This window comes from Streptomyces sp. NPDC101227, from assembly GCF_044767545.1.
Taxonomy (GTDB): Bacteria; Actinomycetota; Actinomycetes; order Streptomycetales; family Streptomycetaceae; genus Streptomyces.
The window spans coordinates 63630-88521 of record NZ_JBIWOD010000023.1 but is presented as its reverse complement, the minus strand read 5'-3'; the positions used below and the strand labels follow the sequence as shown (position 1 = coordinate 88521).

20 protein-coding genes are annotated in these 24892 nt (G+C 70.8%); 18 read left to right on the top strand and 2 right to left on the bottom strand.

All coding sequences use genetic code 11. The annotated features are described in order from the left end of the window. Positions 1-19 precede the first annotated feature (19 nt). The gene (locus ACIRPT_RS36045; protein WP_403835189.1) at positions 20-565 is read right to left on the bottom strand and encodes a beta-class carbonic anhydrase; all 546 of its coding nucleotides are present in this window, start codon (positions 563-565) and stop codon (positions 20-22) included. A gap of 415 nt (positions 566-980) precedes the next feature. On the opposite strand from ACIRPT_RS36045, the gene rsmH reads away from it, so the two are divergent. The 16 genes from rsmH (at position 981) to ACIRPT_RS35965 (ending at position 18935) form a co-directional block, all read left to right on the top strand. Then, positions 981-1946: a 16S rRNA (cytosine(1402)-N(4))-methyltransferase RsmH gene (gene rsmH, locus ACIRPT_RS36040; RefSeq protein WP_403835186.1), complete on the top strand. Its 966-nt coding sequence runs from the start codon at positions 981-983 to the stop codon at positions 1944-1946. Next, positions 1943-2515: a septum formation initiator family protein gene (locus tag ACIRPT_RS36035; RefSeq protein WP_403835183.1), complete on the top strand. Its 573-nt coding sequence runs from the start codon at positions 1943-1945 to the stop codon at positions 2513-2515. Before rsmH ends, ACIRPT_RS36035 begins: the two co-directional genes overlap by 4 nt. Positions 2516-2522: 7 nt before the next feature. Next, entirely contained in the window at positions 2523-4535 is a 2013-nt protein-coding gene (locus ACIRPT_RS36030) for a peptidoglycan D,D-transpeptidase FtsI family protein (protein WP_403835181.1), read from the top strand. A gap of 18 nt (positions 4536-4553) precedes the next feature. Next, positions 4554-6293 carry a UDP-N-acetylmuramoyl-L-alanyl-D-glutamate--2,6-diaminopimelate ligase gene (locus tag ACIRPT_RS36025; protein ID WP_403835178.1) on the top strand — a complete coding sequence of 580 codons (1740 nt, stop codon included), beginning with the start codon at positions 4554-4556 and terminating at the stop codon, positions 6291-6293. A 62-nt stretch (positions 6294-6355) separates the two neighbouring features. Beyond that, entirely contained in the window at positions 6356-7804 is a 1449-nt protein-coding gene (gene murF / locus ACIRPT_RS36020) for a UDP-N-acetylmuramoyl-tripeptide--D-alanyl-D-alanine ligase (RefSeq protein ID WP_403835175.1), read from the top strand. Between the two features lie 5 nt (positions 7805-7809). Beyond that, entirely contained in the window at positions 7810-8874 is a 1065-nt protein-coding gene (gene mraY / locus ACIRPT_RS36015) for a phospho-N-acetylmuramoyl-pentapeptide-transferase (RefSeq protein WP_403507466.1), read from the top strand. A 29-nt stretch (positions 8875-8903) separates the two neighbouring features. Next, a complete protein-coding gene (gene murD / locus ACIRPT_RS36010; RefSeq protein WP_403835278.1) occupies positions 8904-10310 on the top strand; it encodes a UDP-N-acetylmuramoyl-L-alanine--D-glutamate ligase in 1407 nt (468 codons plus the stop codon). A gap of 56 nt (positions 10311-10366) precedes the next feature. After that, entirely contained in the window at positions 10367-11716 is a 1350-nt protein-coding gene (ftsW, locus tag ACIRPT_RS36005; RefSeq protein WP_403507002.1) for a putative lipid II flippase FtsW, read from the top strand. Between the two features lie 6 nt (positions 11717-11722). Further along, entirely contained in the window at positions 11723-12814 is a 1092-nt protein-coding gene (gene murG / locus ACIRPT_RS36000) for an undecaprenyldiphospho-muramoylpentapeptide beta-N-acetylglucosaminyltransferase (RefSeq protein ID WP_403507004.1), read from the top strand. 23 nt (positions 12815-12837) lie between these two features. After that, positions 12838-13647 (top strand): cell division protein FtsQ/DivIB, encoded by an 810-nt coding sequence (locus ACIRPT_RS35995; RefSeq protein ID WP_403835171.1) that lies wholly within the window; start codon positions 12838-12840, stop codon positions 13645-13647. Positions 13648-13929: 282 nt separating this feature from the next. After that, positions 13930-15162: a cell division protein FtsZ gene (gene ftsZ, locus ACIRPT_RS35990; RefSeq protein ID WP_403507008.1), complete on the top strand. Its 1233-nt coding sequence runs from the start codon at positions 13930-13932 to the stop codon at positions 15160-15162. 13 nt (positions 15163-15175) lie between these two features. Next, positions 15176-15940, top strand: coding sequence for a peptidoglycan editing factor PgeF (pgeF, locus tag ACIRPT_RS35985; protein WP_403507010.1), 765 nt, complete (start codon positions 15176-15178; stop codon positions 15938-15940). Beyond that, the gene (locus ACIRPT_RS35980; protein ID WP_403835168.1) at positions 15937-16659 is read left to right on the top strand and encodes a YggS family pyridoxal phosphate-dependent enzyme; all 723 of its coding nucleotides are present in this window, start codon (positions 15937-15939) and stop codon (positions 16657-16659) included. Before pgeF ends, ACIRPT_RS35980 begins: the two co-directional genes overlap by 4 nt. Before the next feature lie 130 nt (positions 16660-16789). Continuing rightward, a complete protein-coding gene (locus ACIRPT_RS35975; protein ID WP_400067556.1) occupies positions 16790-17410 on the top strand; it encodes a cell division protein SepF in 621 nt (206 codons plus the stop codon). A 66-nt stretch (positions 17411-17476) separates the two neighbouring features. Beyond that, complete coding sequence (locus ACIRPT_RS35970) at positions 17477-17767, top strand: YggT family protein (RefSeq protein WP_362705862.1); 291 nt, start codon at positions 17477-17479, stop codon at positions 17765-17767. Between the two features lie 49 nt (positions 17768-17816). Continuing rightward, the gene (locus tag ACIRPT_RS35965; protein ID WP_403835165.1) at positions 17817-18935 is read left to right on the top strand and encodes a DivIVA domain-containing protein; all 1119 of its coding nucleotides are present in this window, start codon (positions 17817-17819) and stop codon (positions 18933-18935) included. Positions 18936-19158: 223 nt separating this feature from the next. Here the strand turns inward: ACIRPT_RS35965 and ileS are convergent, their stop codons facing one another. Continuing rightward, positions 19159-22296, bottom strand: coding sequence for an isoleucine--tRNA ligase (gene ileS / locus ACIRPT_RS35960; RefSeq protein WP_403835162.1), 3138 nt, complete (start codon positions 22294-22296; stop codon positions 19159-19161). A 552-nt stretch (positions 22297-22848) separates the two neighbouring features. Between ileS and ACIRPT_RS35955 the strand changes: the two genes are divergently transcribed. Beyond that, positions 22849-23739: a TraR/DksA C4-type zinc finger protein gene (locus ACIRPT_RS35955; RefSeq protein WP_403835159.1), complete on the top strand. Its 891-nt coding sequence runs from the start codon at positions 22849-22851 to the stop codon at positions 23737-23739. A gap of 123 nt (positions 23740-23862) precedes the next feature. Then, positions 23863-24507, top strand: coding sequence for a signal peptidase II (gene lspA / locus ACIRPT_RS35950; RefSeq protein ID WP_403835157.1), 645 nt, complete (start codon positions 23863-23865; stop codon positions 24505-24507). The last annotated feature ends 385 nt before the right edge of the window (positions 24508-24892 follow it).

The window sequence follows — 24892 nt, the reverse complement described above, 5'->3', positions numbered from 1 at the left end:
ATGTCCGGACCGTCCGGGATCAGGGCTGGGGTTCGATCTCCCGCAGCAGTCCCGTTGTCACGTCGAAGACAAACCCGCGGACGTCGTCCGTGTGCGGCAGGAACGGCGAGGTGCGCACCCGCTGCATGGACTGGCGCACATCGTCGTCGAGGTCCTTGAACGCCTCGACCGCCCAGGTGGGCCGCTGTCCGACCTCGGCCTCCAGCTCATGGCGGAAGTCCTCGGTCAGGCTCAGCAGACCGCAGCCGGTGTGGTGGATGAGGACGACGGAGCGGGTCCCGAGCGCCCGCTGGCTGATGGTCAGCGAGCGGATGATGTCGTCGGTCACCACACCGCCCGCGTTGCGGATGGTGTGACAGTCGCCGAGCTGGAGGCCCAGCGCGGCGTGCAGGTCGATGCGGGCGTCCATGCAGGACACCACTGCGACCTTTCGGACGGGCCGGGCGTCCATGCCGGGATCGGTGAACGCGGTGGCATAACGCCGGTTCGCCTCGACGAGGCTGTCGGTGACGGTCCCCGAGCTCTCGGCTTCGTTCGGGCGCGGCTGCGACGCAGGTATGGGCATGCCCTCACGTTAATAGTCAGCGCCGGATCCGGCGCCGTGTGAGGCCGGGCATACGGGTCGACATCACCCGTTGTGAGGTAACCCACAGCGACCGCCGCCCCACCGCCGTTCGGGTGAGAGGCCCGCGGCAAAGCCGTCGCGGGACGCGCGGAACCGGTTGATTGACCGGGGCAGCCGGTCGACTAAAGTGGCGCGAAGTGGGAGGCGTGACGCTCTCCTTGGATCCCGAATCCCTCGCGTGCGACGCGTCGCACGTACGGCTCGGCCTCCTCCCGCTCCACCGGTCTTCCGACGCCACTTCCCCGTCGCCGGAGGGCCACTTCCCCTTCAGAGCGGGCGGGGACCAAGCGGTGCGTACGGCGTCCCCCAGCCAACGGCCGGGGACCCACCTGCCGCCCACCCCATCGGAAGGCGCATGAGTAACACTCGGCACGTACCCGTCATGCTCCAGCGTTGTCTGGACATGCTCGCCCCTGCGCTCACCGAGCCCGGAGCGGTCGTGGTCGACTGCACGCTCGGCCTCGGTGGGCACAGCGAGGCTCTGCTCGCCGCCTTCCCCGAAGCCCGGCTCATCGCCCTCGACCGCGACCCGGCGGCCCTGAAGCTCGCGGGCGAGCGGCTGGCCCCGTACGGCGAGCGCGCCACCATGGTGCACGCCGTCTACGACGAGCTCCCCGAGGTCCTCGACCGGCTCGGGGTGCCGAAGGTCCAGGGCGTGCTGTTCGACCTCGGCGTCTCCTCGATGCAACTGGACGAGGCCGACCGCGGCTTCGCCTACGCTCAGGACGCCCCGCTGGACATGCGGATGAACCAGACGACGGGCATCAGCGCCGCGGACGTCCTCAACACCTACGCGCCGGGTGAACTCGTGCGCATCCTGCGTGCCTACGGGGAGGAGAAGCAGGCCAAGCGGATCGTCGGCGCGATCGTGCGCGAGCGGGCCAAGGAACCGTTCACCAACAGTGCGCGGCTGGTCGAACTGATCCGGGACGCGCTGCCGCAGGCCGCCAAGCGCACCGGAGGCAACCCCGCCAAGCGCACGTTCCAGGCGCTGCGCATCGAGGTCAACGGCGAACTCGCCAGCGTGGAGCGGGCCATTCCGGCCGCCGTCAGGGCACTCGCGGTCGGCGGCCGGATCGCCGTGCTCTCGTACCACTCGCTGGAGGACCGCCTGGTCAAGCAGGTCTTCGCGGCCGGCGCGGCCAACACCGCGCCGCCCGGGCTGCCGGTCGTCCCCGAGCGCTACCAGCCCCGTCTGAAGCTGCTGACCCGCGGCGCCGAACTCCCCACCGACGAGGAGATCGCCGAGAACCGCCGCGCGGCCCCCGCCCGGCTGCGCGGCGCCGAGCGCATCCGCGAGAACGTCGAGGACTCGCCGTGAAGGGCCGGGGGCGGCCGCGCGGGGGAGCGGGGCGTCTGGCCGCGCTCTTGCCCGCCGCCTCCGGTACGGCCGCGCGCACGCCCTTCGTCCTCCTGATCGTCCTGCTCCTCGGCTCCGGTCTGATCGCCCTGCTGCTGCTCAACTCCGCCCTGAACCAAGGGTCGTTCGAACTCAGCAAGCTGGAGAAAAAGACCGGCGACCTGACGGACGAGCAGCAGGCGCTCCAGCAGGAAGTGGACGGCTACTCCGCGCCGGGCGCCCTGGAGAAGCGGGCCCGCCGGCTGGGGATGGTGCCCGGCGGCAACCCGGCGTTCCTGATGCCGGACGGTACGGTCCGGGGCAAGCCGAGCGTGGCGACGGGCGAGGACGACGCGGCGGCGCTCAGCGCGACCGCCGAGCCGCCGCCGTTGGGCCCGTCCGCCCCTGAGGGCCCATCCGCCGGGCCGTCGCTCCCGGCGGCCTCCGGGACGGCGGGCAGGCCGGGCGCCCCCGCCGCGCCGAGCACCCCGCACGCCCCCGGCCCCCGCGCCGCCGCGGCCACCCCCGCCCCGACGGCTCCCGGCAGGTGACGACGGCATGACCGAGCCCAGGGACCCCCGCCGCGTACCGCGCCCCGCCCGGCCCGGCCGCGGCGCCCCGCAGCGCCCGGCCGCCCGCACGCCCGCGGCCGCCAAGCGAACCGGCCCCAAGCCGTCCCCCAGGCCGTCCGCCGCCAAGCCCGCGGCCCGCCGCCCGGCGGCCCGCCCCGCCCCCGCCCCGCTCCGCCTCGGCAGCCCCCGCCCCCGGCTCCGCCTGATCTCCCTCGCGCTGACGCTGATCCTGCTGGTCTTCGTCGTACGGCTCTTCCAGGTGCAGGCCGTCGACTCCGGGGCGTTCGCCGCCAAGGCCAACGAGAACCGCTATGTTCCGGTCAAGCTGGCCGCCGAGCGCGGCGCGATCACCGACCGGGACGGTGTGGCGCTGGCGACCACCGTGGACGCGTACGACATCACCGCCGACCCGAGCCTGCTGGCGCGCGACCGGACCGGGATCGACGACGCCCCGCAGCGGGCCGCGAAGCTGCTCGCGCCGGTCCTCCACGAGGACCGCGGCACCCTCGCCGACAAGCTGGCCAAGCGCGGGACGCGCTACGTCCTGCTCTCCCGGCAGCAGACCCCGCAGGTCTGGAAGCGGATCAAGGACCTCCGCAAGACCCTCGACGCCGAGGCGGCCGCCGCCCCCAAGAGCGCCCCCCGTCCCAACGTCCTGGTCGGGATCTTCGCCGACAAGCACAGCAAGCGGATCTACCCCAACAAGGACCTGGCCTCCGGCGTCCTCGGCTTCGTCAACAGCGACGGCAAGGGCCGCGGCGGCATAGAGGCACAGCTCGAGGCGGCCCTCGCGGGCAAGGAGGGCAAGCTCGTCTACGCCCAGTCCGGCGGCCGCCGGGTGCCCACCGGCGACACCCAGGAGCACCCCGCCGTGCCCGGCAGCGACGTCCGGCTCACCCTGGACCGCGACATCCAGTGGGCGGCGCAGCAGGCCATCACCAAGCAGGTCAGGAAGTCCCGGGCCGACCGCGGCTACGTCGTCGTCCAGGACACCCGCACCGGCCAGATCCTGGCGCTGGCCAATTCCCCCGGCTTCGACCCCAACGACGTCTCGAAGGCCGACCCCGAGGCCCTGGGCAACGCCGCGCTCACCGATGCGTACGAGCCCGGCTCCACCAGCAAGCTGATGTCGATGGCCGCGATCCTGGAGGAGGGCGTCGCCACGCCGTCCACCAGGGTCACCGTGCCCAACCGGCTGCACCGCGGCGACCGGCTGTTCGCGGACGACGTCGACCACGCCACCTGGCATCTGACCCTCAACGGCGTCCTCGCCAAGTCCAGCAACATCGGGACGATCCTGGCGGCCGGCGAACTCGGCGAGACACAGCCCCAGGCCAACCGGGTGCTCTACTCCTACCTGCGCAAATTCGGCATCGGGAAGCCGACCGGGCTCGGCTTCCCCGGGGAGACCGACGGCATCCTGGCCAAGCCGCAGGCCTGGAACACCTCGCAGCAGTACACGATCCCGTTCGGCCAGGGTCTGTCCCTCAACGCCCTCCAGGCCGCCTCCGTCTACTCCACGATCGCCAACGGCGGCGAGCGCATCGCCCCCACCCTGGTCCGCGGCACCACCGGGCCCGACGGCCGCTACACCCCCGCCCCCAAGCCTGAGCGCCACCGCGTCGTGAGCAAGGAGACCGCCGCCACGCTGGCCGCCATGCTCGAATCGGTGGTCGACGACAAGGAGGGCACCGGCCCCAAGGCGAAGATCGACGGATACCGGGTCGGCGGCAAGACCGGCACGTCCAACCGGGTGGACCCCAAAACCGGCCGCTACCGCGGCTACACCGCGTCCTTCGCCGGCTTCGCGCCCGCCGACAAGCCCCGGATCACGGTCTACTGCGCCATCCAGAACCCGACCACGGGCAGCTACTTCGGCGGCCAGATCTGCGGCCCGATCTACCGGCAGGTCATGGAGTTCGCGCTGAAAACCCTGCAGGTTCCGCCGACCGGCACCAAGCCCCCGCACCTGCCGGTCACCTTCAAGCCAGGCGACTGAAATCGAGGCAACACCGCCGTGACGACCATCACTACCGACGGCACCCCCGACCCCGCAAACAGCCCCTGCGCGCGGCCCTCACTTCGCCCCGGGCCCGACCGGCCCGGTACGCTCACCGCCGTGTCACAAGCTGATCAGTCCCCGAAACCCCCGCACGCGGAGGAGGGCGGCCCCGGCAGATATCCGGGCGCGCCCCGCCCCGAGCAGGTCCGCCCCACCCCTCTGGCGGAACTCGCCGCACAGCTGGGCACCCCAGCTCCGGCCGGTGCAGCAGATGTCCAGGTCACCGGCATCACGCACGACTCCCGGGCGGTCCGCCCCGGCGATGTCTATGCGGCGCTGCCCGGTGCCCGCCTGCACGGCGCCGACTTCGTCGCCCAGGCCGCCGACCTCGGCGCCGCCGCGATCCTGACCGACCCCTCGGGCGCAGCACGCGCCGCCGAGACCGGCCTGCCGGTCCTGGCCGTCGAGAACCCGCGCTCCCGGATGGGTGCACTGGCCGTCTCGATCTACGGAGCCCCGGGCAAGGACCTCCTCCAGATCGGTATCACCGGCACCTCCGGCAAGACCACCACCGCCTACCTCATCGAGGGCGGGCTGCGGGCCGCGGCCGCGAAGAAGGCCGACGGCGGGCGCACGGGCCTGATCGGTACGGTCGAGACCCGCATCGGCGACGAGCGCCTCAAGTCCGAGCGCACCACCCCCGAGGCCACCGACCTCCAGGCGCTGTTCGCGGTGATGCGCGAGCGCGGCGTGAAGGCGGTCGCCATGGAGGTCTCCAGCCACGCGCTGGTCCTGGGCCGGGTCGACGGCTGCGTCTTCGACGTCGCGATCTTCAACAACCTCAGCCCGGAGCACATGGAGTTCCACTCCGGCATGGAGGACTACTTCCAGGCCAAGGCCGAGCTGTTCACCAAGGCCCGCAGCCGCGCCGGCGTCGTCAACCTCGACGACGAGTACGGCAAGCGGCTGGCCGAGGGCGAGTCCGAGGTCCCGGTCACCACCTTCTCCGCGGAGGGCCACCCGGACGCCGACTGGCGCGCCGCCGACGTCGAGGTCGGCACGCTCGGGTCGACCTTCACCGTGCACGGCCCCCAGGGGCAGACGCTGCGCGCCGCCTCGCCGATCCCCGGCCCGTTCAACGTCGCCAACGCGCTGGCCGCGATCACCTCGCTGATCGTCGCCGGGATCGACCCGCAGACCGCCGCCGACGGCGTCGCCGCGGTGCCCGGCGTCCCCGGCCGCCTGGAGCGCGTCGACGCCGGCCAGCCGTATCTGGCGGTCGTCGACTACGCCCACAAGACGGACGCCGTCGAATCGGTTCTGCGCGCCCTCCGCAAGGTCACCGACGGCAAGCTGCACGCCGTCCTCGGCTGCGGCGGCGACCGCGACCCGCACAAGCGCGTCCCGATGGGCGCCGCGGTGGCGCGCCTCGCCGACACCGCCGTACTGACCTCCGACAACCCCCGTACCGAGGACCCGCTCGCGATCCTCGCCACCATGCTCCAGGGCGCCGCGGAGGTGCCGATCCACGAGCGCGGCACGGTCCTGGTCGAGGAGGAGCGGGCCGCCGCCATCGCCGCGGCCGTCGCCCGCGCCGAACCCGGCGACACCGTCATCGTCGCGGGCAAGGGCCATGAGCAGGGCCAGGACATCGCCGGGGTGGTACGCCCCTTCGACGACCGTCAGGTGCTCCGCCAGGCCATCGAGGAATCGCTGAAGACACAGCAGTCACAGCAGCCGAACCACCAGGGATGACACACCGCCATGCGCGCACAACCCTTTGACTGGCACCCTCTGCCTCCGGCCGGGGGTGACCTGTGATCTCCCTGTCCCTCGCCGAGATCGCGAGCATCGTCGGCGGGCAGCTGCACGACATACCGGACGCCGACCGTACGGTCACCGGGCCCGTCGTGATGGATTCCCGCCAGGTACGCCCCGGCGGCCTGTTCGTCGCGTTCGCCGGTGAACGCGTCGACGGCCACGACTTCGCCGCGGGCGCCGTGGAGGCGGGCGCGGTGGCCGTACTGGCCGCCCGGCCCGTCGGTGCCGCGGACCGTCCCGTTCCGGCGATCGTCGTCGACGACGTGATCGCGGCCCTCGGCGCGCTCGCCCGCGCCGTCGTCGAGCGGCTGGGCACCAAGGTCGTCGCCCTCACCGGCTCGGCCGGCAAGACCAGCACCAAGGACCTGATCGCCCAGCTGCTGCAGCGGCACGGGCCGACCGTATGGCCGGAAGGCAACCTCAACAACGAGATCGGGCTGCCGCTGACCGCGCTGCGCGCCGATGCCACGACCCGCCATCTCGTCCTGGAGATGGGTGCCCGCGGCGTCGGCCACATCCGCTATCTGGCGGAGCTGACCCCGCCGGAGATCGGTGTGGTGCTCAACGTCGGCACCGCCCACATCGGCGAGTTCGGCGGCCGCGAGCGGATCGCCCTGGCCAAGGGCGAGCTCGTCGAGGCGCTTCCCGAGCACGGCGTCGCGGTGCTCAACGCCGACGATCCGTACGTACGTGCCATGGCATCGCGTACAAAAGCCCGCACGGTGCTGTTCGGCGAGGCCGAAAATGCCGACATCCGTGCCGAGAATGTCCGGCTCAGCGATCTCGGGCAGCCCGCTTTCACGCTTCACACACCCTCCGGGTGCAGTGATGTGACCATGCGGCTGTACGGTGAGCACCACGTGTCGAACGCGCTCGCCGCGGCCGCCGTCGCCCATGAGTTGGGCATGCCCGTGGACGAGATCGCCACCGCGCTCTCCGAAGCCGGCACGCTCTCCCGTTGGCGGATGGAGGTCACCGAGCGCGCGGATGGCGTGACGGTCGTCAACGACGCCTACAACGCGAACCCCGAGTCCATGCGAGCGGCGCTGCGAGCGCTGGTCGCGATGGGCGCAGCCGCCAAGGCGAAGGGCGGTCGTACGTGGGCGGTGCTCGGTGAGATGGCCGAGCTCGGCGAGGACTCGCTCGCCGAACACGACGCGGTCGGACGCCTGGTCGTCCGGCTCAACGTCAGCAAGCTCGTGGCGGTCGGCGGCAGGGAAGCGGCCTGGCTCGACATGGGCGCCAAGAACGAGGGTTCGTGGGGTGAGGAGTCGGTGCACGTGTCCGACGCGCGGGCGGCGATCGACCTGTTGCGCAGCGAGCTGCAACCGGGAGACGTGGTGCTGGTGAAGGCATCCAGGTCGGTGGGACTGGAGCGGGTCGCCGCGGCATTGCTGGACGGCGAGAGCGTCATCGGCGCTGAGGGCGGAGCGGCGTCCCGATGAACTCGATGAAGCAGATCCTCTTCTCCGGAATGATCGGGCTCTTCCTGACCCTGATCGGCACTCCGCTGCTGATCAAGCTGCTGGCCAAGAAGGGGTACGGGCAGTTCATCCGCGATGACGGCCCGCGCACCCACGGCAGCAAGAAGGGGACGCCCACCATGGGTGGCATCTCCTTCATCCTGGCCACGATCATCGCCTACGCGCTGACCAAGGTCATCACGAGCAGCGACCCCACCTTCTCCGGTGTGCTGGTGCTGTTCCTGATGGCGGGCATGGGCCTGGTCGGCTTCCTCGACGACTACATCAAGATCGTCAAGCAGCGTTCGCTGGGCCTGCGGGCCAAGGCGAAGATGGCCGGCCAGCTGATCGTCGGCATTGCCTTCGCGGTGCTCTCGCTCCAGTTCGCGGACCTGCGGGGACAGACCCCGGCCTCCGACCGGCTGTCCTTCACCCAGGACTTCGGCTGGCAGGTCGGCCCGGTGATCTTCGTGATCTGGGCGCTGTTCATGATCCTGGCGATGTCCAACGGCGTGAACCTCACCGACGGCCTCGACGGCCTGGCCACCGGCGCCTCGGTGATGGTCTTCGGCGCGTACACCTTCATCGGCATCTGGCAGCACCAGGAGTCCTGCGCCAACCAGATCACCGCCGGACCGGGCTGTTACGAGGTACGCGATCCGCTCGACCTCGCGGTCGTCGCCTCCGCGCTGATGGGCGCCTGCTTCGGCTTCCTGTGGTGGAACACCTCGCCCGCCAAGATCTTCATGGGCGACACCGGCTCGCTGGCCCTGGGCGGTGCGCTCGCGGGACTTGCGATCTGCTCCCGCACCGAGCTGCTGCTCGCCCTCCTCGGCGGGCTCTTCGTCCTGATCACCATGTCCGTGGTCATCCAGGTCGGATCCTTCAAGCTGACCGGCAAGCGGGTCTTCCGTATGGCGCCACTTCAGCACCACTTCGAGCTAAAGGGGTGGTCGGAAGTCCTTGTGGTGGTCAGGTTCTGGATCATTCAGGGCATGTGCGTGATCGTCGGACTCGGCATCTTCTACGGCGGCTGGCAGGCAGCGAAGTGACCACGCAGGGGCCGGCGGACTTCTCCGGTATGCACATCACCGTGGCCGGTCTCGGCGTGAGCGGCGTTCCCGCCGCCCGCGCCCTGGCCGGCCTCGGCGCCCGCGTCACCGTCGTCAACGGCAGCGACGGCGAGCGGGAGCGCGGGCAGGCGGCCGAACTGGAGGCGCTCGGCGTCACCGTCCGGCTGGGCGACGGGGAGACGCTCCCCGACGACGCGGAACTGGTCGTCACCAGCCCGGGCTGGAAGCCGTCCAGCCCGCTCTTCCTCGCGGCGGAGAAGGCCGGCATCGAGGTCTGGGGCGACGTCGAACTGGCCTGGCGCCTGCGCGGCCCGGACGCGGCACCGTGGCTCGCGGTCACCGGCACCAACGGCAAGACGACCACGGTCCGGATGCTGGCCTCGATCCTTGAGGCCGAAGGGCTGCGCACCGCCGCCGTCGGCAACATCGGCGTTCCGCTCGTCGATGTCGTGCTCGGCGAAGGACAGGAGGCCGGCGAGGCGTACGACGTCCTCGCCGTCGAGCTCTCCAGCTACCAGCTGCACTGGGCGCCCTCCGTACGCGCCCACTCCGCGGCCGTCCTCAACCTCGCCCCGGACCACCTCGACTGGCACGGCTCGATGGCGGCGTACGCGGCCGACAAGGGCCGCATCTACGAGGGCAACACCATCGCCTGCGTCTACAACGTCGCCGACCCCGCGACCGAGGAACTGGTACGCGCGGCCGACGTCGAGGAGGGCTGCCGGGCGATCGGCTTCACCCTCGGCACCCCCGGGCCCTCCCAGCTGGGCGTGGTCGAGGACCTCCTCGTCGACCGCGCCTTCGTGGAGAACCGGCAGACCGCCCAGGAGCTCGCGGAGATCTCCGACCTCGCCTCCCCCGCGCCGCACAACATCGCCAACGCACTCGCCGCGGCGGCCCTGGCGCGGGCCTTCGGGGTGCGGCCGGCCGCCGTACGCGACGGACTGCGGGCCTTCCACCCGGATCCGCACCGCATCCAGCACATCGCGGACGTCGGCGGCCTGAGCTACATCGACGACTCCAAGGCCACCAACACCCACGCCGCCGAGGCGTCGTTGGCGGCGTACGAGCACATCGTCTGGATCGCCGGCGGACTCGCCAAGGGCGCGACCTTCGACGAGCTGGTGCAGAAGTCGGCGGGGCGGCTGCGCGGTGTGGTGCTGATCGGCGCCGACCGGGCGCTGATTCGCGAGGCCCTGGCGCGACACGCCCCGGATGTCCCGGTCGTCGACCTCGACCGGACCGACACTGGGGCGATGTCCGAGGCCGTACGGGAAGCCACCCGGCTGGGCAGGCCCGGCGACACCGTTCTGCTGGCCCCGGCCTGTGCCTCGATGGACATGTTCGTCAATTACACCAAGCGGGGCGAGGCCTTCGCCGACGCGGTCCGTCAGCTGGCCGCCGAGGAAAACTAGCCGGTCCCCGCCGCCGTCGGCGACCCGCGGCGAGCGTACCTGTGGAGGGGGCGAGGATGACGGCCCGATCGGCCAAGGCGGCGCCGGCTCGCCCGGCCCGCCGGACTTCCACGGTGCGACCGCCGCGCGGCAGCCGTCGCCCCGGCGGTCCCCGGCGTCTTGCCGCCCGGCTCAGGCGGGCCTGGGACCGGCCGCTGACCGCGTACTACCTCATCCTCGGCGGCAGCCTGCTGATCATCGTCCTCGGTCTGGTGATGGTCTACTCGGCCTCCCAGATCAAGGCCCTGCAGTCCGGCCTCGCGCCGTCCTACTTCTTCCGCAAGCAGCTGCTGGCCGCGGCCATCGGCGGCGTACTGCTGCTGGCCGCGTCCCGGATGACCGTGAAGCTGCACCGGGCGATGGCCTATCCGCTGCTCGCCGGGTCGGTCTTCCTGATGTGCCTGGTGCAGATTCCGGGCATAGGGGTCTCGGTCAACGGCAACCAGAACTGGCTCAACCTCGGCGGCCCTTTCCAGATGCAACCGAGCGAGTTCGGCAAACTCGCCCTCGTCCTGTGGGGCGCCGACCTGCTGGCCCGTAAGCAGGAGAAGAAGCTGCTGGTGCAGTGGAAGCATCTGCTGGTGCCGCTGACCCCGGTCGCCTTTCTGCTGCTCGGGCTGATCATGCTCGGCGGCGACATGGGCACCGCGATCATTCTCACGGCGATCCTCTTCGGGCTGCTGTGGCTGGCCGGCGCCCCCACCAGGCTGTTCGCGGGGGTGCTGGGCGGCGCCGCGGCGATCGGGGCACTGCTGATCGCCACCAGCGCCAACCGGATGTCCCGGCTGGGCTGTACCCTCGCCACCGACCCCGGCCCCGGCGACAAGTGCTGGCAGGCGGTGCACGGTATCTATGCCCTCGCGTCCGGCGGATTCTTCGGATCCGGCCTCGGCGCGAGTATGGAAAAATGGGGTGAACTCCCTGAACCGCACACCGACTTCATCTTCGCCATCACCGGGGAGGAACTGGGACTGGCGGGGACGCTGTCGGTGCTCGCCCTCTTCGCGGCTCTAGGCTATGCGGGTATCCGCGTGGCCGGACGCACGGAGGACTCCTTCGTCAGGTACGCAGCGGGAGGTGTGACCACCTGGATCATGGCCCAGGCCATGATCAACATCGGTGCGGTGCTCGGCCTGTTGCCGATCGCCGGTGTCCCGCTCCCGCTGTTCTCCTACGGAGGCTCCGCCCTGCTGCCGACGATGTTCGCCATCGGGCTGCTGATCGCCTTCGCGCGTGAGGAGCCCGCTGCGCGGGCGGCGCTGGCCGCCTTGGCCACGCGGAGGCCGGTTTTCGGCAGAAGGCCGGCCGGGGTGAGATGGAAGACGATGAGACGGCGCGTGAAGAAGCGGCCGTCCGGAGAGCGGTGAATTTCGGTGCATGTCGTACTCGCCGGTGGGGGGACCGCCGGCCACATCGAGCCCGCGCTCGCCCTCGCGGACGCCCTGCGCAGGCAGGACCCGACCGTGGGGATCACGGCACTCGGCACGGAGAAGGGCCTGGAGACCAGGCTCGTCCCGGAGCGCGGCTATGAGCTCGGCCTCATTCCGGCCGTACCGCTGCCGCGCAAGCCCACCCCCGAACTGATCACCGTCCCCGGGCGGCTGCGCGGCACGATCAAGGCCGCCGAGCAGATCCTGGAGCGCACCAAGGCGGACTGCGTCGTCGGTTTCGGCGGCTATGTCGCGCTGCCCGGCTATCTGGCCGCCAAGCGCCTCGGGGTGCCGATCATCGTTCACGAGGCCAACGCCCGGCCCGGCCTCGCCAACAAGATCGGCTCGCGGTACGCCAAGTTCGTCGCCGTCAGCACCCCGGACAGCAAGCTGCGCGGTGCCCGCTATGTCGGGATCCCGCTGCGGCGGACCATCGCCACGCTGGACCGCGCCGCGGTCCGCCCCGAGGCGCGGGCCGCCTTCGGGCTCGACCCGAACCTGCCGACGCTCCTGGTGTCCGGCGGTTCGCAGGGCGCCCGCAGGCTGAACGAGGTCATCCAGGCCGCCGTGCCGACGCTGCAGCGCGCCGGGATCCAGGTCCTGCACGCGGTCGGTCCGAAGAACGAACTGCCGCACGTCGACAACATGCCGGGGATGCCGCCGTATGTCCCGGTACCGTACGTGGACCGGATGGATCTTGCGTACGCCGCGGCCGACATGATGCTCTGCCGCGCCGGCGCGATGACCGTCGCCGAACTGTCCGCCGTCGGGCTCCCGGCCGCCTTCGTCCCGCTGCCCATCGGCAACGGCGAACAGCGGCTGAACGCCCAGCCGCTGGTCAACGCCGGCGGGGGCCTGCTGGTCGACGACGCCCAGCTGACCTCGGAGTGGGTGCAGTCCACGGTGCTGCCGGTCCTGTCCGATCCGCACCGGCTGTACGAGATGTCCCGCGCCGCCTCCGAGTTCGGCCGCCGGGACGCCGACGAGCTGCTGGTCGGCATGGTGTACGAGGCGATCGCGCAGCAGCAGAAATAGCGAACGAGCAAAGGCAGGAGAGCGTGGCCGGACTCAGAACCGCCCAGCGCGGCGCCAAGAAGCGGCCGTCCGGCCCGCCCTCCGCCTCTTCCGCGCGGCGCTTCGCGCGGCTGCGCATTCTCCTTCGCACCCCGCGCCGCCGCCGGCTGGCCCTTGTGCTGGTCCTCGCGGCGGCGCTCGGCGGCTTCGGCGCCTGGGCGCTGTACGGCTCGGACTGGTTCCGCATCCGGCAGGTAAAGGCCGTCGGCGCCAAGGTTCTGACATCGGATGAGGTGGTGGCCGCGGCCGCCGCCCCGATGAACGCACCGCTGATTTCGGTCGATCCCGACGCGATGGCCCGCCGGATCCGGGCGCGGCTGCCGCGCATCAAAACCGTTGAGGTGGTGCGGTCCTGGCCGCACACCATCGGTCTGAAAGTGTCGGAAAGGACGCCGGAACTTGTGATGCGGTCGGGCGGAAAGTACCGCGAAGTGGACCGCGAGGGCGTCCGTTTCGCCACTGTCCGTACCGCTCCTCGGGGCATTCCGCTTCTGGAAATGACCGTTTCCGACTCTCCAAGCCTTCGTCGATTCGGAATCGACCGCTTGCGACGCGCGGCTGTTGAAGTCACCCGGCAGCTTCCCGAGGCGGTCCGAAAAGACCTCAAAAAGGTTCGCGTCGCCTCGTACGACTCCCTCACCCTGGAACTGGCGGATGGTCGTACTGTCGTATGGGGGAGTCCCGAACGGGGCGCGGAGAAGGCCAGGGTGCTCACCGCCCTGCTGAAAGCGGCGGGTGACGCGCACCACTTCGACCTTTCGGTGCCCAGCGCCCCTGCCGTATCGGGGAGTTGACGTACGTAGCCGCAGGCCAGCACCCTGGATGGCTACGACTATGGGTGATCACATAGGGTGAAAAGAAAAACGGGAGGTTCGGCGTGTTCGTTGAACGCGCGCGCCTTGTCGACTTAGTGTCTCGTTCCAAAGGGACTATGGAACCAAGGAACACAGGCACAGGTAACCCTAAACTTCAGGCTTAGGGTTCGGGTCGGCATACGGACCGTCCCATCGGCATCAGTCGGCGTCCACACGGCATGTGAGGCGGCGACACGTAACTCGAGGCGAGAGGCCTTCGACGTGGCAGCACCGCAGAACTACCTCGCAGTCATCAAGGTCGTCGGCATCGGCGGCGGTGGCGTGAACGCCATCAACCGGATGATCGAGGTCGGGCTCAAGGGCGTCGAGTTCATCGCGATCAACACCGATGCACAGGCGCTGCTGATGAGCGACGCCGACGTCAAGCTCGACGTCGGCCGCGAAATGACGCGCGGACTCGGCGCCGGCGCCAACCCGGATGTGGGTCGCAAGGCGGCCGAGGACCACCGCGAGGAGATCGAGGAGGTCCTCAAGGGGGCCGACATGGTCTTCGTGACCGCGGGTGAGGGCGGCGGCACCGGCACCGGCGGCGCGCCCGTCGTCGCCAACATCGCCCGCTCGCTGGGCGCCCTGACGATCGGTGTGGTCACCCGGCCGTTCACCTTCGAGGGCCGCCGACGCGCCAACCAGGCCGAGGACGGCATCGCCCAGCTCCGCGAAGAGGTCGACACCCTCATCGTGATCCCCAACGACCGGCTGCTGTCCATCTCGGACCGCCAGGTGAGCGTGCTCGACGCGTTCAAGTCCGCGGACCAGGTGCTGCTGTCGGGTGTCCAGGGCATCACCGACCTGATCACCACCCCGGGCCTGATCAACCTCGACTTCGCGGACGTCAAGTCCGTGATGTCCGAGGCCGGCTCGGCCCTGATGGGCATCGGCTCGGCGCGCGGCGACGACCGCGCGGTGGCCGCCGCGGAGATGGCGATCTCCTCGCCGCTCCTCGAGGCGTCCATCGACGGCGCCCGCGGCGTGCTGCTCTCCATCTCCGGCGGCTCCGACCTCGGTCTCTTCGAGATCAACGAGGCCGCGCAGCTGGTCAGCGAGGCGGCGCACCCGGAAGCCAACATCATCTTCGGCGCGGTCATCGACGACGCCCTGGGCGACGAGGTCCGGGTGACGGTCATTGCCGCGGGTTTTGACGGGGGGCAGCCGCCGGCCCGCCGCGACTCGGCGGCGAGCGGGCTGACGTCCGCCAAGCGCGAGGAGCCCGCGCCGGCCCCGAGCCGCCCGGCCAACCCGCCGGAGCCGCGGGCGTCGTCCTTCGGCGGCCTGGGCTCGGTGCCCGTACGGGACGAAGAGCCGGCCCCGGCCGAACCCTCCGCGCTGGGCGAGGCCTCGACGCCCTCGACCGGCGCACCGCAGGTTCCCCCGGCCCGGCCGTCCTACACGGACAGCTCGGCCGAGGAGCTGGACGTCCCCGATTTCCTGAAGTGACCAAAGCACCGAAGTGATAGGGAAACAGCACTACGAGAGCGGCGCGCACTTCGCCTTCACCGACAGGTGGGGCGGGGTGAGCGCCGCTCCGTATGATCAGCTCAATCTGGGCGGCGCGGTCGGCGACGACCCGCTGGCGGTTCGTACGAACCGGGAGCTCGCCGCCAAGGAACTCGGCCTCGATCCGGGCGCGGTGGTCTGGATGAACCAGGTCCACGGCCGGGACGTGGCGGTGGTCGACGGACCCTGGCGCGCCGCCGATGTCCCCTGTGTGGACGCGGTGGTGACCGCCCGTAGGGGCCTCGCGCTCGCCGTACTGACCGCCGACTGCACCCCCGTCCTGCTCGCCGATCCGGTCGCCGGGGTGGCCGGGGCCGCGCACGCCGGCCGGCCGGGCCTGGTCGCCGGGGTCGTGCCGGCCGCCGTCGAGGCGATGGTGGAACTGGGCGCCGAACCGGCGCGGATCGTGGCCTTCACCGGGCCCGCGGTCTGCGGACGCTGCTACGAAGTGCCCGAGGCGATGCGCGCCGAGGTGGCGGACGCGGTGCCCGAGGCCTGGTCGACGACCAGCTGGGACACCCCAGCGGTGGATGTCACCGCGGGTGTACGGGCCCAACTCGCCGCGGCGGGCGTGGCGGTCCGTGAAGATCTTCACATCTGCACGCTCGAGTCCGGTGACCATTTCTCCTATCGGCGGGACCGCACAACGGGGCGGCTCGCGAGCTATGTATGGCTTGGAGATCCCTCCGGCCGAAGGTTGGGGGAGGCTGACCAGTGACGGACGTTCGTAGGACCCAACTGGCCGACAACCTGGCGCGGGTGGAGGAACGTATCGCCGCCGCCTGTGCCACGGCCGGTCGGCCGCGTGACGACGTGCACCTGATCGTGGTCACCAAGACCTACCCGGCGAGCGATGTCCGGCTGCTCGCGGAGCTGGGGGTGCGGCAGGTCGCGGAAAACCGCGATCAGGATGCGGCGCCGAAAGCAGCCGAATGCGCCGATTTGCCTCTTACTTGGCACTTCGTCGGTCAATTGCAGACGAACAAGGTGCGGTCCGTCGCCCGGTATGCCGGAATTGTTCAATCGATCGACCGGGCCAGGCTCGTCACCGCGCTCTCCAAGGAGGCGGTCCGCGCCGAGCGCGAACTGGGCTGCCTGATTCAGGTGGCGCTCGACGCCGAGTCGGGGGAGCAGGGGAGCCGGGGCGGGGTCGCGCCGGACGGTGTCGCGGCTCTCGCCGACGCGATCGCCGGGGCCCAAGGTCTGCGGCTGGACGGTGTGATGACCGTCGCGCCGTTGAGCGGACCGTATGCCGGGCGGCAACTCGCGGCATTCGAACGACTCATGGAAATCTCAACCGACCTGCGCGTCAACCATCCTGCTGCCAACATGGTGTCAGCAGGCATGAGCGCGGACCTCGAAGACGCCGTGCAGGCAGGGGCGACACATGTGCGCGTCGGCACTGCGGTACTCGGAGTCCGACCACGGCTCGGGTAACGTCGCGAAGCAAGTCGGACCACAGCACAAAATATGGTCATTCCCGCCAAAAGGCGGCGGGTAGGCCGAAATGTGGATCCAAGGCGCCCGGTGACGGAGCCGATCCACCACAGAGCGGAGGACGCAGAGAATGGCCGGCGCGATGCGCAAGATGGCGGTCTACCTCGGCCTCGTGGAGGACGATGGGTACGACGGCCGGGGTTTCGACCCCGACGACGAGTTCGAGCCCGAGCTTGACCCGGAGCCGGAGCGAGGACGGCGTCAGCAGCACCAAGTCCAGGCGGAGACACGCCCGGAACGGGAGGAACCGGTCCGTGTTGTGACACCTCCGGCGCAGCGCGAGCCCGCCCCGCTCGCCACGGAAAGCGGACGACCCGCCCGAATCGCCCCCGTGGCATCCATCACACCCGACCGCCCGAATCTGGAGAAGAACGCACCGGTGATCATGCCCAAGGTTGTGTCCGAGCGGGAGCCGTACCGCATCACGACGCTTCACCCCCGGACCTACAACGAAGCCCGTACCATCGGGGAACACTTCCGTGAGGGCACTCCGGTGATCATGAATCTCACGGAGATGGACGACACCGATGCGAAGCGACTTGTCGACTTTGCGGCCGGGCTGGTCTTCGGTCTGCACGGCAGCATTGAGCGGGTGACGCAGAAGGTGTTCCTGTTGTCGCCTGCTAACGTCGATGTCACGGCGGAGGACAAGGCTCGTATCGCAGAGGGCGGGTTCTTCAACCAGAGCTGAGACGCAACACCGGGCACACCAGGGCCAACAGGCCAAATCGGGACCAAGGGGAGAGGGACGCGCGAGATGAGTGTCGCTGGTCAGGTGATCTATATCGCGCTGTACTGCTTCCTGATCGTGTTGATCTTCCGGCTGGTGATGGACTACGTGTTCCAGTTCGCCCGTTCATGGCAACCCGGCAAGGCGATGGTGGTCATTCTGGAGGCCACCTACACTGTCACCGATCCGCCACTCAAGCTTCTGCGGCGGGTCATTCCGCCGCTGCGTCTCGGGGGCGTGGCGCTCGACCTGTCCTTCTTCGTATTGATGATCATCGTCTACATCCTGATCACCGTCGTGAGGTCGGTGTTGTTGTGAACGATACGGTCTTGCCGATTGCCGACGACTACGTTGAGGTGAAGTAGAGATGCCGTTGACCCCCGAGGACGTGCGGAACAAGCAGTTCACGACCGTCCGCCTCCGAGAAGGCTATGACGAGGACGAGGTCGATGCCTTCCTCGATGAGGTCGAAGCCGAACTGACCCGGCTCCTGCGGGAGAACGAGGACCTTCGCGCCAAGCTGGCCGCTGCCACGCGCGCGGCCGCGCAGAACCAGCAGCAGCAGGGCCTGCGCAAGGGACCCGACCAGCAGCAGGAGCAGCAGCAGCGAGGCGGGGCCCCCGTGCCCGCCGCCATATCCGGTCCGCAGCCGGTTCCGCCGCAGCAGCAGGGGATGGGTGGCCCGCCCCAACTGCCCGGTGGTGCACCGCAGCTGCCCCCAGGTCCCGGTGGCCACGGTCCCGGTCCGCAGGGCCCGCACGGCCCCGGTCCGATGGGCCCCAACGGTCCGATGGGCGGCCCGCTCGGCGGCCCCGGCGGACCGCAGCAGCTTCAGCAGGGCGGCCAGCAGGGCGGCCCCGGCGGTGACAGCGCGGCGCGCGTGCTGTCGCTGGCGCAGCAGACCGCCGACCAGGCGATCGCGGAGGCCCGTTCCGAGGCCAACAAGATCGTCGGCGAGGCGCGCAGCCGCGCCGAGGGCCTGGAGCGGGACGCCCGCGCCAAGGCCGACGCGCTGGAGCGGGACGCGCAGGAGAAGCACCGCGTGGCGATGGGCTCGCTGGAGTCGGCCCGCGCGACGCTGGAGCGCAAGGTCGAGGACCTGCGCGGCTTCGAGCGCGAGTACCGCACCCGCCTGAAGTCGTACCTGGAGAGCCAGCTGCGCCAGCTGGAGAACCAGGCCGACGACTCGCTGGCCCCGCCGCGTACCCCGGCCCCCGCCGCTGCCTCGCTGCCGCCGTCCCCGTCGATGGCGTCGGCCGGTGCGGGCACCATGGGCGGTAACCACACCATGGGTGGCAACCACACCATGGGTGGCGGCCAGTCGATGGGCAACGGCTCGAGCGGTGGTCCGTCCTACGGCGGACAGCAGCAGATGTCGCCGGCGATGACCCAGCCGATGGCACCGGTGCGGCCGCAGGGCCCGTCCCCGATGGGGCAGGCGCCGTCGCCGATGCGCGGCTTCCTCATCGACGAGGACGACAACTGACGGCCGCCTAGCGCGCAACGTCGGCAATCAAGGGCCGGGCCCCGAGGGATTCCCTCGGGGCCCGGCCCTTTTGCGTGCGCCCCGTCGGGCGGGACGTGCCGCGTCGAGGTGCCGGTGGGTGCGGTGCCACGGAGGCGGCCCTCCCGGCGGACGGCCGCCCGCCTATGACGAAGCCCCCGGCACCGCTGCCGGGGGCTTCGTCGTATCGGCTGTGCCGTGCCGCTTACGCCTTGCGCAGGTGGAACGTCAGCGCCAGGCTCTCGTCCGTGAAGGCGGCGCCGTAGGTGCCGTCCGGCTCGCCCTGGGCGTAGTCCGTGGCGAGGACCTCGTCGGAGATCAGGGCGGCGTGGTCGGTCAGGGCCGTACGGACGTCCTCGTCGCCGGCGCTCCAGCGCAGGGCGATCCGGTCGGCGACGTCCAACCCGCTGTTCTTACGGGCCTCCTGGATCAGCCGGATGGCATCGCGGGCCAGGCCCGCCCGGCGCAGCTCCGGGGTGATCTCCAGGTCGAGGGCGACGGTCGCGCCCGAGTCGGAGGCCACCGACCAGCCCTCGCGCGGGGTCTCGGTGATGATCACCTCGTCGGGGGCGAGGGTGACGGTCTCGCCGTCGACCTCGACCGACGCCGTACCCTCGCGCAGCGCGAGCGAGAGGGCCGCGGCGTCCGCGGCGGCGACGGCCTTGGCGACCGCCTGGACGCCCTTGCCGAACCGCTTGCCCAGGGCGCGGAAGTTGGCCTTGGCGGTCGTGTCGACGAGGGAGCCGCCGACCTCCGAGAGGGAGGCCAGCGACGAGACATTGAGCTCCTCGGCGATCTGGGCGCGCAGGTCCTCGGAGAGGTCGGCGAAACCGGCCGCGCCGACCAGCGCGCGGGACAGCGGCTGGCGGGTCTTGACACCGGACTCGGCGCGGGTCGCCCGGCCCAGCTCGACCAGCCGGCGGACCAGCTGCATCTGGCCGGAGAGGGTGGGGTCGATGGCCGCCTTGTCGGCGTCCGGCCAGGTGGTGAGGTGGACGGAGTCCGGGGCGTCCGGCGTGACCGGGACGACCAGGTCCTGCCAGACCCGCTCGGTGATGAACGGGGTGAGCGGGGCCATGAGGCGGGTGACGGTCTCGATGACCTCGTGGAGCGTGCGCAGCGCGGCCGCGTCGCCCTGCCAGAAGCGGCGGCGGGAGCGGCGCACGTACCAGTTGGACAGATCGTCGACGAAGGACGAGAGGAGCTTGCCGGCGCGCTGGGTGTCGTACGTCTCCAGGGCCTGGGTGACGCCGTCGACCAGGGCGTTCAGCTCGCCGAGCAGCCAGCGGTCCAGCAGCGGGCGGTCGGCCGGGGCCGGGTCGGCCGCGGACGGCGCCCAGCCGCAGGTGCGGGCGTACAGCGCCTGGAAGGCGACGGTGTTCCAGTAGGTGAGGAGGGTCTTGCGGACCACTTCCTGGATGGTGTTGTGACCCACCCGGCGGGCGGACCACGGCGAGCCGCCGGCCGCCATGAACCAGCGGACCGCGTCCGCGCCGTGCTGGTCCATCAGCGGGATCGGCTGGAGGGTGTTGCCCAGGTGCTTGGACATCTTCCGGCCGTCCTCGGCGAGGATGTGGCCCAGGCAGACGACGTTCTCGTAACTCGACTTGTCGAAGACGAGGGTGCCGACGGCCATCAGGGTGTAGAACCAGCCGCGGGTCTGGTCGATGGCCTCCGAGATGAACTGCGCCGGGTAGCGCTTCTCGAAGAGCTCCTTGTTGCGGTACGGGTAGCCCCACTGCGCGAACGGCATCGAGCCCGAGTCGTACCAGGCGTCGATGACCTCCGGGACGCGGGTCGCGGTGCCCTGGCACGTCGGGCAGGCGAAGGTGATCTCGTCGATGAACGGGCGGTGCGGGTCCAGGCCGGACTGGTCGGTGCCGGTCAGCTCGGTCAGCTCGGCGAGCGAGCCGACGCAGGTGAGGTGGTCCTCCTCGCAGCGCCAGATGGGCAGCGGGGTGCCCCAGTAGCGGTTGCGGGACAGCGCCCAGTCGATGTTGTTGTTCAGCCAGTCGCCGAACCGGCCGTGCTTGACCGACTCCGGGTACCAGTTGGTGTTCTCGTTCTCCCGCAGCAGCGCGTCCTTGACCGCGGTGGTGCGGATGTACCACGACGGCTGGGCGTAGTAGAGCAGCGCGGTGTGGCAGCGCCAGCAGTGCGGGTAGCTGTGCTCGTAGGCGACGTGCTTGAACAGCAGGCCGCGGGCGTCGAGGTCGGCGACCAGGGTCTGGTCGGCCTTCTTGAAGAAGGCGCCGCCGACCAGCGCCAGCTCCTCCGCGAAGGTGCCGTCGGGGCGGACCGGGTTGACCACCGGCAGGCCGTACGCCTTGCAGGTCTTGAGGTCGTCCTCACCGAAGGCCGGGGCCTGGTGGACGAGGCCGGTGCCGTCGTCGGTGGTGACGTACTCGGCGTTGACGACGAAGTTGGCGCCCTCGAGCTCGACGAGCTGGAAGGGGCGCTCATAGGCCCAGCGCTCCATCTCGCGGCCGGTGAAGGACTCGCCGGTGGCGCTCCAGCCCTCGCCGAGGGCCTTCTCCAGCAGCGGCTGGGCGACGACCAGCTTTTCGTTGCCGTCCGTCGCGACGACGTAGGTGACGTCGGGGTGGGCGGCGACGGCGGTGTTGGAGACCAGGGTCCAGGGGGTGGTCGTCCAGATCAGCAGCGCCGCCTCGCCCGCGAGCGGGCCGGAGGTCAGCGGGAGCCGGACGAAGACGGAGGGGTCGACGACGGTCTCGTAGCCCTGGGCCAGCTCGTGGTCGGAGAGGCCCGTGCCGCAGCGGGGGCACCAGGGGGCGACGCGGTGGTCCTGGACCAGCAGGCCCTTGTTGAAGATCTCCTTCAGCGACCACCACACCGACTGGATGTAGTCGGGGTCCATCGTGCGGTACGGGGACTCCAGGTCGGTCCAGTAGCCCATCCGGGTCGTGAGCTCGGCGAACGCGTCGGTGTGCCGGGTCACCGACTCGCGGCACTTGGCGTTGAACTCGGCGATGCCGTACGCCTCGATGTCCTTCTTGCCGTTGAAGCCCAGCTCCTTCTCCACGGTCAGCTCGACCGGGAGGCCGTGGCAGTCCCAGCCGGCCTTGCGGTTGACGTGGTAGCCGCGCATCGTGCGGAACCGGGGGAAGACGTCCTTGAAGACGCGTGCCTCGATGTGGTGGGCACCGGGCATGCCATTGGCGGTCGGCGGGCCCTCGTAGAAGACCCACTCGGGCCGTCCCTCGGACTGCTGGAGGGTACGGGCGAAGACCTTCTGCTCCTGCCAGAACTCGAGCACCGCGTGCTCGAGGGCGGGAAGGTCTACCTGGGCGGGCACCTGGCGGTACTGGGGCTGCTCACTCATCGGGGGTTTCCTCCGGCGGACACCTGCTGCGTTCTCCGTCCGGAGGGACGAGAGCCTGCGCTCCCGCGGTACCACCCTCCTTGGCGGCGCCGCTGGCACCGCCCCCTCATTGGGGTCGCGCTGCCGGTTCTACTCGTCCGGGGGCCTCTGGCGCGCCCCGCGGGCTTTCTTCCGGCGACTCCGGGGTGATCTTCACGTCGCGCACGCCCCCGGGCTCACACCGTCCCCGGGTCGCTGCTGGCTGCGTACGACGCTACTCGTCCCATCAATGCCTCTCGCTCGGCCCAGTGTACGGGGCCGCACCGACAACGGCCGACCGCTTTTCCGGACGGCGGCGGGCGGCGGGCGCGGCGCGGGTGTGACCCGAATGGCCGGATGCCGGGCCCCGGAGTGTGCGGCGCGGGGAGCGGGGCACAACCGAGGCAGATCGGGCTTCCGGGCGGGGAGGCCGGGTCCGCCGGGCGGTGCGTCCCGTTGCCGCGTGCCGTGTGGCGATTTATCGTTCCCGTCACGATTCGCGCACAAGCTCACATATGTGAAGGGGTCGCGGCCATGGTGGCGAAAAAGACCGCCGCGCAGACGAGCTCGACGCCTGCCGATGAGGCCGATGAGGCTGTCGCGAAGCAGCCCGCACCGACGAAGACAGCGCCGAAGAAGACAGCTCCGAAGAAGACCGCCGCGAAGAACAGCGCGGTCACGAAGACCGAGGCGAAGCAGACCGAGGCGAAGAAGGCAGCGGCGAAGAAGGCGAAGGGCGAGGCGCCGGCGAAGGCCGAGGCGAAGAAGACGGTCACCAAGAAAGCGACCGCCAAGAAGGCCGAGCCCAAGAAGGCGGCCGCGAAGACCACGGTCACCGAATCGACGGACACCAAAACGACGGTCACCAGGGCGGCGTCGAAGAAGACGGCGAAGAAGACCGCGGCCAGGAACGCCGCGGTGCCCGCGAAGAAGACGGGAGCTCACACGGTGGTGGCGAAGAAGACGGCGGCCGCTGCGGCGCACGCCATGGATACCGCGGTGCCCCCGGCCCGGGTGGCAGCGGCGCCCGGCGAGCTCGCCGTACGGCCCGGCGAGGACCCCTGGACCCCGGACGAGGTCGCCGAGGCGCGGGCCGAGCTGATGGGCGAGGTGGGCAGGCTGCGCGCCGAGATCGTCGCGTCCGAGGACGCCATCGCCGGGCTGATGCGGGACTCCGGTGACGGCGCGGGCGACGACGAGGCCGACACCGGCAGCAAGAACATCACCCGCGAGCACGAGCTGGCGCTGGCCTCCAACGCCCGCGAGATGCTCCAGCAGACCGAGCGGGCGCTCGGCAGGCTGGACGCGGGCACGTACGGGCTGTGCGAGAACTGCGGCAAACCCATCGGCAAGGCGCGGATGCAGGCCTTTCCGCGCGCGACGTTGTGTGTGGAGTGCAAGCAGAAGCAGGAGCGGCGCGTCTGACGCCGTCGTGGATCCGTCGCGGGCGGCGCCCGTACCGCCCGCGACCGTACGCGTGTGCCGTACGCTCGTGCTCAGCCAGGCGTGTCGCCTGGTCGCTGACTCGAACGGGCTGAGGACTCACACGTGGCAGAGGCGGAGCGCATCACCAGGACGCCGGAATCCGGGGCGGAATCCGGGGCGGGTGCCGGACCGGATACCGAGGCGGAGACCGGGACGGGTTCCGAGACCGAGCGGGGTTCCGAAGGGGGAGCGCCGGTGGAGCCGGAGCGGAAGGCGGGCCGGGGCAAGCGTCGGATCCTGGCGCTGCTGCTGGTCGCCGCGGTCGTCTACGCGCTGGACCTGAGCAGCAAGCTCTTCGTGGTCGCGAAGCTGGAGCACCATGCGCCGGTCGAGGTCATCGGGACGCTGTTGCGGTTCACCGTGATCCGTAACCGCGGCGCCGCGTTCAGCATGGGCGAGGCGCTGACGATCTTCCTCACGATCATCGCGACCGTCGTGATCGTGGTGATCGCCCGGATCGCCCGCAAGCTCTACAGCCTGCCCTGGGCCATCGCGCTCGGCCTGCTGCTCGGCGGCGCCTTCGGCAACCTCACCGACCGGGTCTTCCGCTCGCCGGGCGTCTTCAAGGGCGCGGTGGTCGACTTCATCGCCCCGGCGCACTTCGCGGTCTTCAACCTCGCCGACTCCGCGATCGTCTGCGGCGGCATCCTGATCGTGATCCTGTCCTTCCGGGGCCTGGATCCGGACGGCACGCTGCACAAGGACTGACGGGCCGAGGGCCGCCCGTCCCCCAGACCCGGGACCGGGCGGCCGCGCGCACCGTCAACGGCTCCTGCCCCGGCCTGCCCCGTCGCGGGGTGCCGCGGCCGCCGGATCGTCGAGCGGCATCACCGGCCGGTACCGCGAGCGGCTCCTGCCCCGGCCCATCCCGTCGTGGGGTGCCGCGGTCGTCGGATCGTCGAGTGGCATCACCGGCCGGTACCGCGAGCGGCTCCTGCCCCGGCCCATCCCGTCGTGGGGTGCCGCGGTGGTCGGATCGTCGAGTGGCATCACCGGCCGGTACCGCGAGCGGCTCCTGCCCCGGCCCGCCCCGTCGTGGGGTGCCGCGGTCGTCGGATCGTCGAGTGGCACCGCCGGCCGGTACCGCGAGCGG

Bases quoted from the DNA above. Each gene is read 5' to 3' on its own strand.
- murD (WP_403835278.1), top strand. From the start codon at position 8,904: ATGCACATCACCGTGGCCGGTCTCGGCGTGAGCGGCGTTCCCGCCGCC.
- ftsW (WP_403507002.1), top strand. From the start codon at position 10,367: ATGACGGCCCGATCGGCCAAGGCGGCGCCGGCTCGCCCGGCCCGCCGG.
- ACIRPT_RS35965 (WP_403835165.1), top strand. From the start codon at position 17,817: ATGCCGTTGACCCCCGAGGACGTGCGGAACAAGCAGTTCACGACCGTC.
- ACIRPT_RS35975 (WP_400067556.1), top strand. From the start codon at position 16,790: ATGGCCGGCGCGATGCGCAAGATGGCGGTCTACCTCGGCCTCGTGGAG.
- rsmH (WP_403835186.1), top strand. From the start codon at position 981: ATGAGTAACACTCGGCACGTACCCGTCATGCTCCAGCGTTGTCTGGAC.
- ACIRPT_RS36045 (WP_403835189.1), bottom strand. From the start codon at position 565: ATGCCCATACCTGCGTCGCAGCCGCGCCCGAACGAAGCCGAGAGCTCG.
- ACIRPT_RS36030 (WP_403835181.1), top strand. From the start codon at position 2,523: ATGACCGAGCCCAGGGACCCCCGCCGCGTACCGCGCCCCGCCCGGCCC.
- ACIRPT_RS35955 (WP_403835159.1), top strand. From the start codon at position 22,849: ATGGTGGCGAAAAAGACCGCCGCGCAGACGAGCTCGACGCCTGCCGAT.
- ACIRPT_RS35970 (WP_362705862.1), top strand. From the start codon at position 17,477: ATGAGTGTCGCTGGTCAGGTGATCTATATCGCGCTGTACTGCTTCCTG.
- ileS (WP_403835162.1), bottom strand. From the start codon at position 22,296: ATGAGTGAGCAGCCCCAGTACCGCCAGGTGCCCGCCCAGGTAGACCTT.
- mraY (WP_403507466.1), top strand. From the start codon at position 7,810: ATGAAGCAGATCCTCTTCTCCGGAATGATCGGGCTCTTCCTGACCCTG.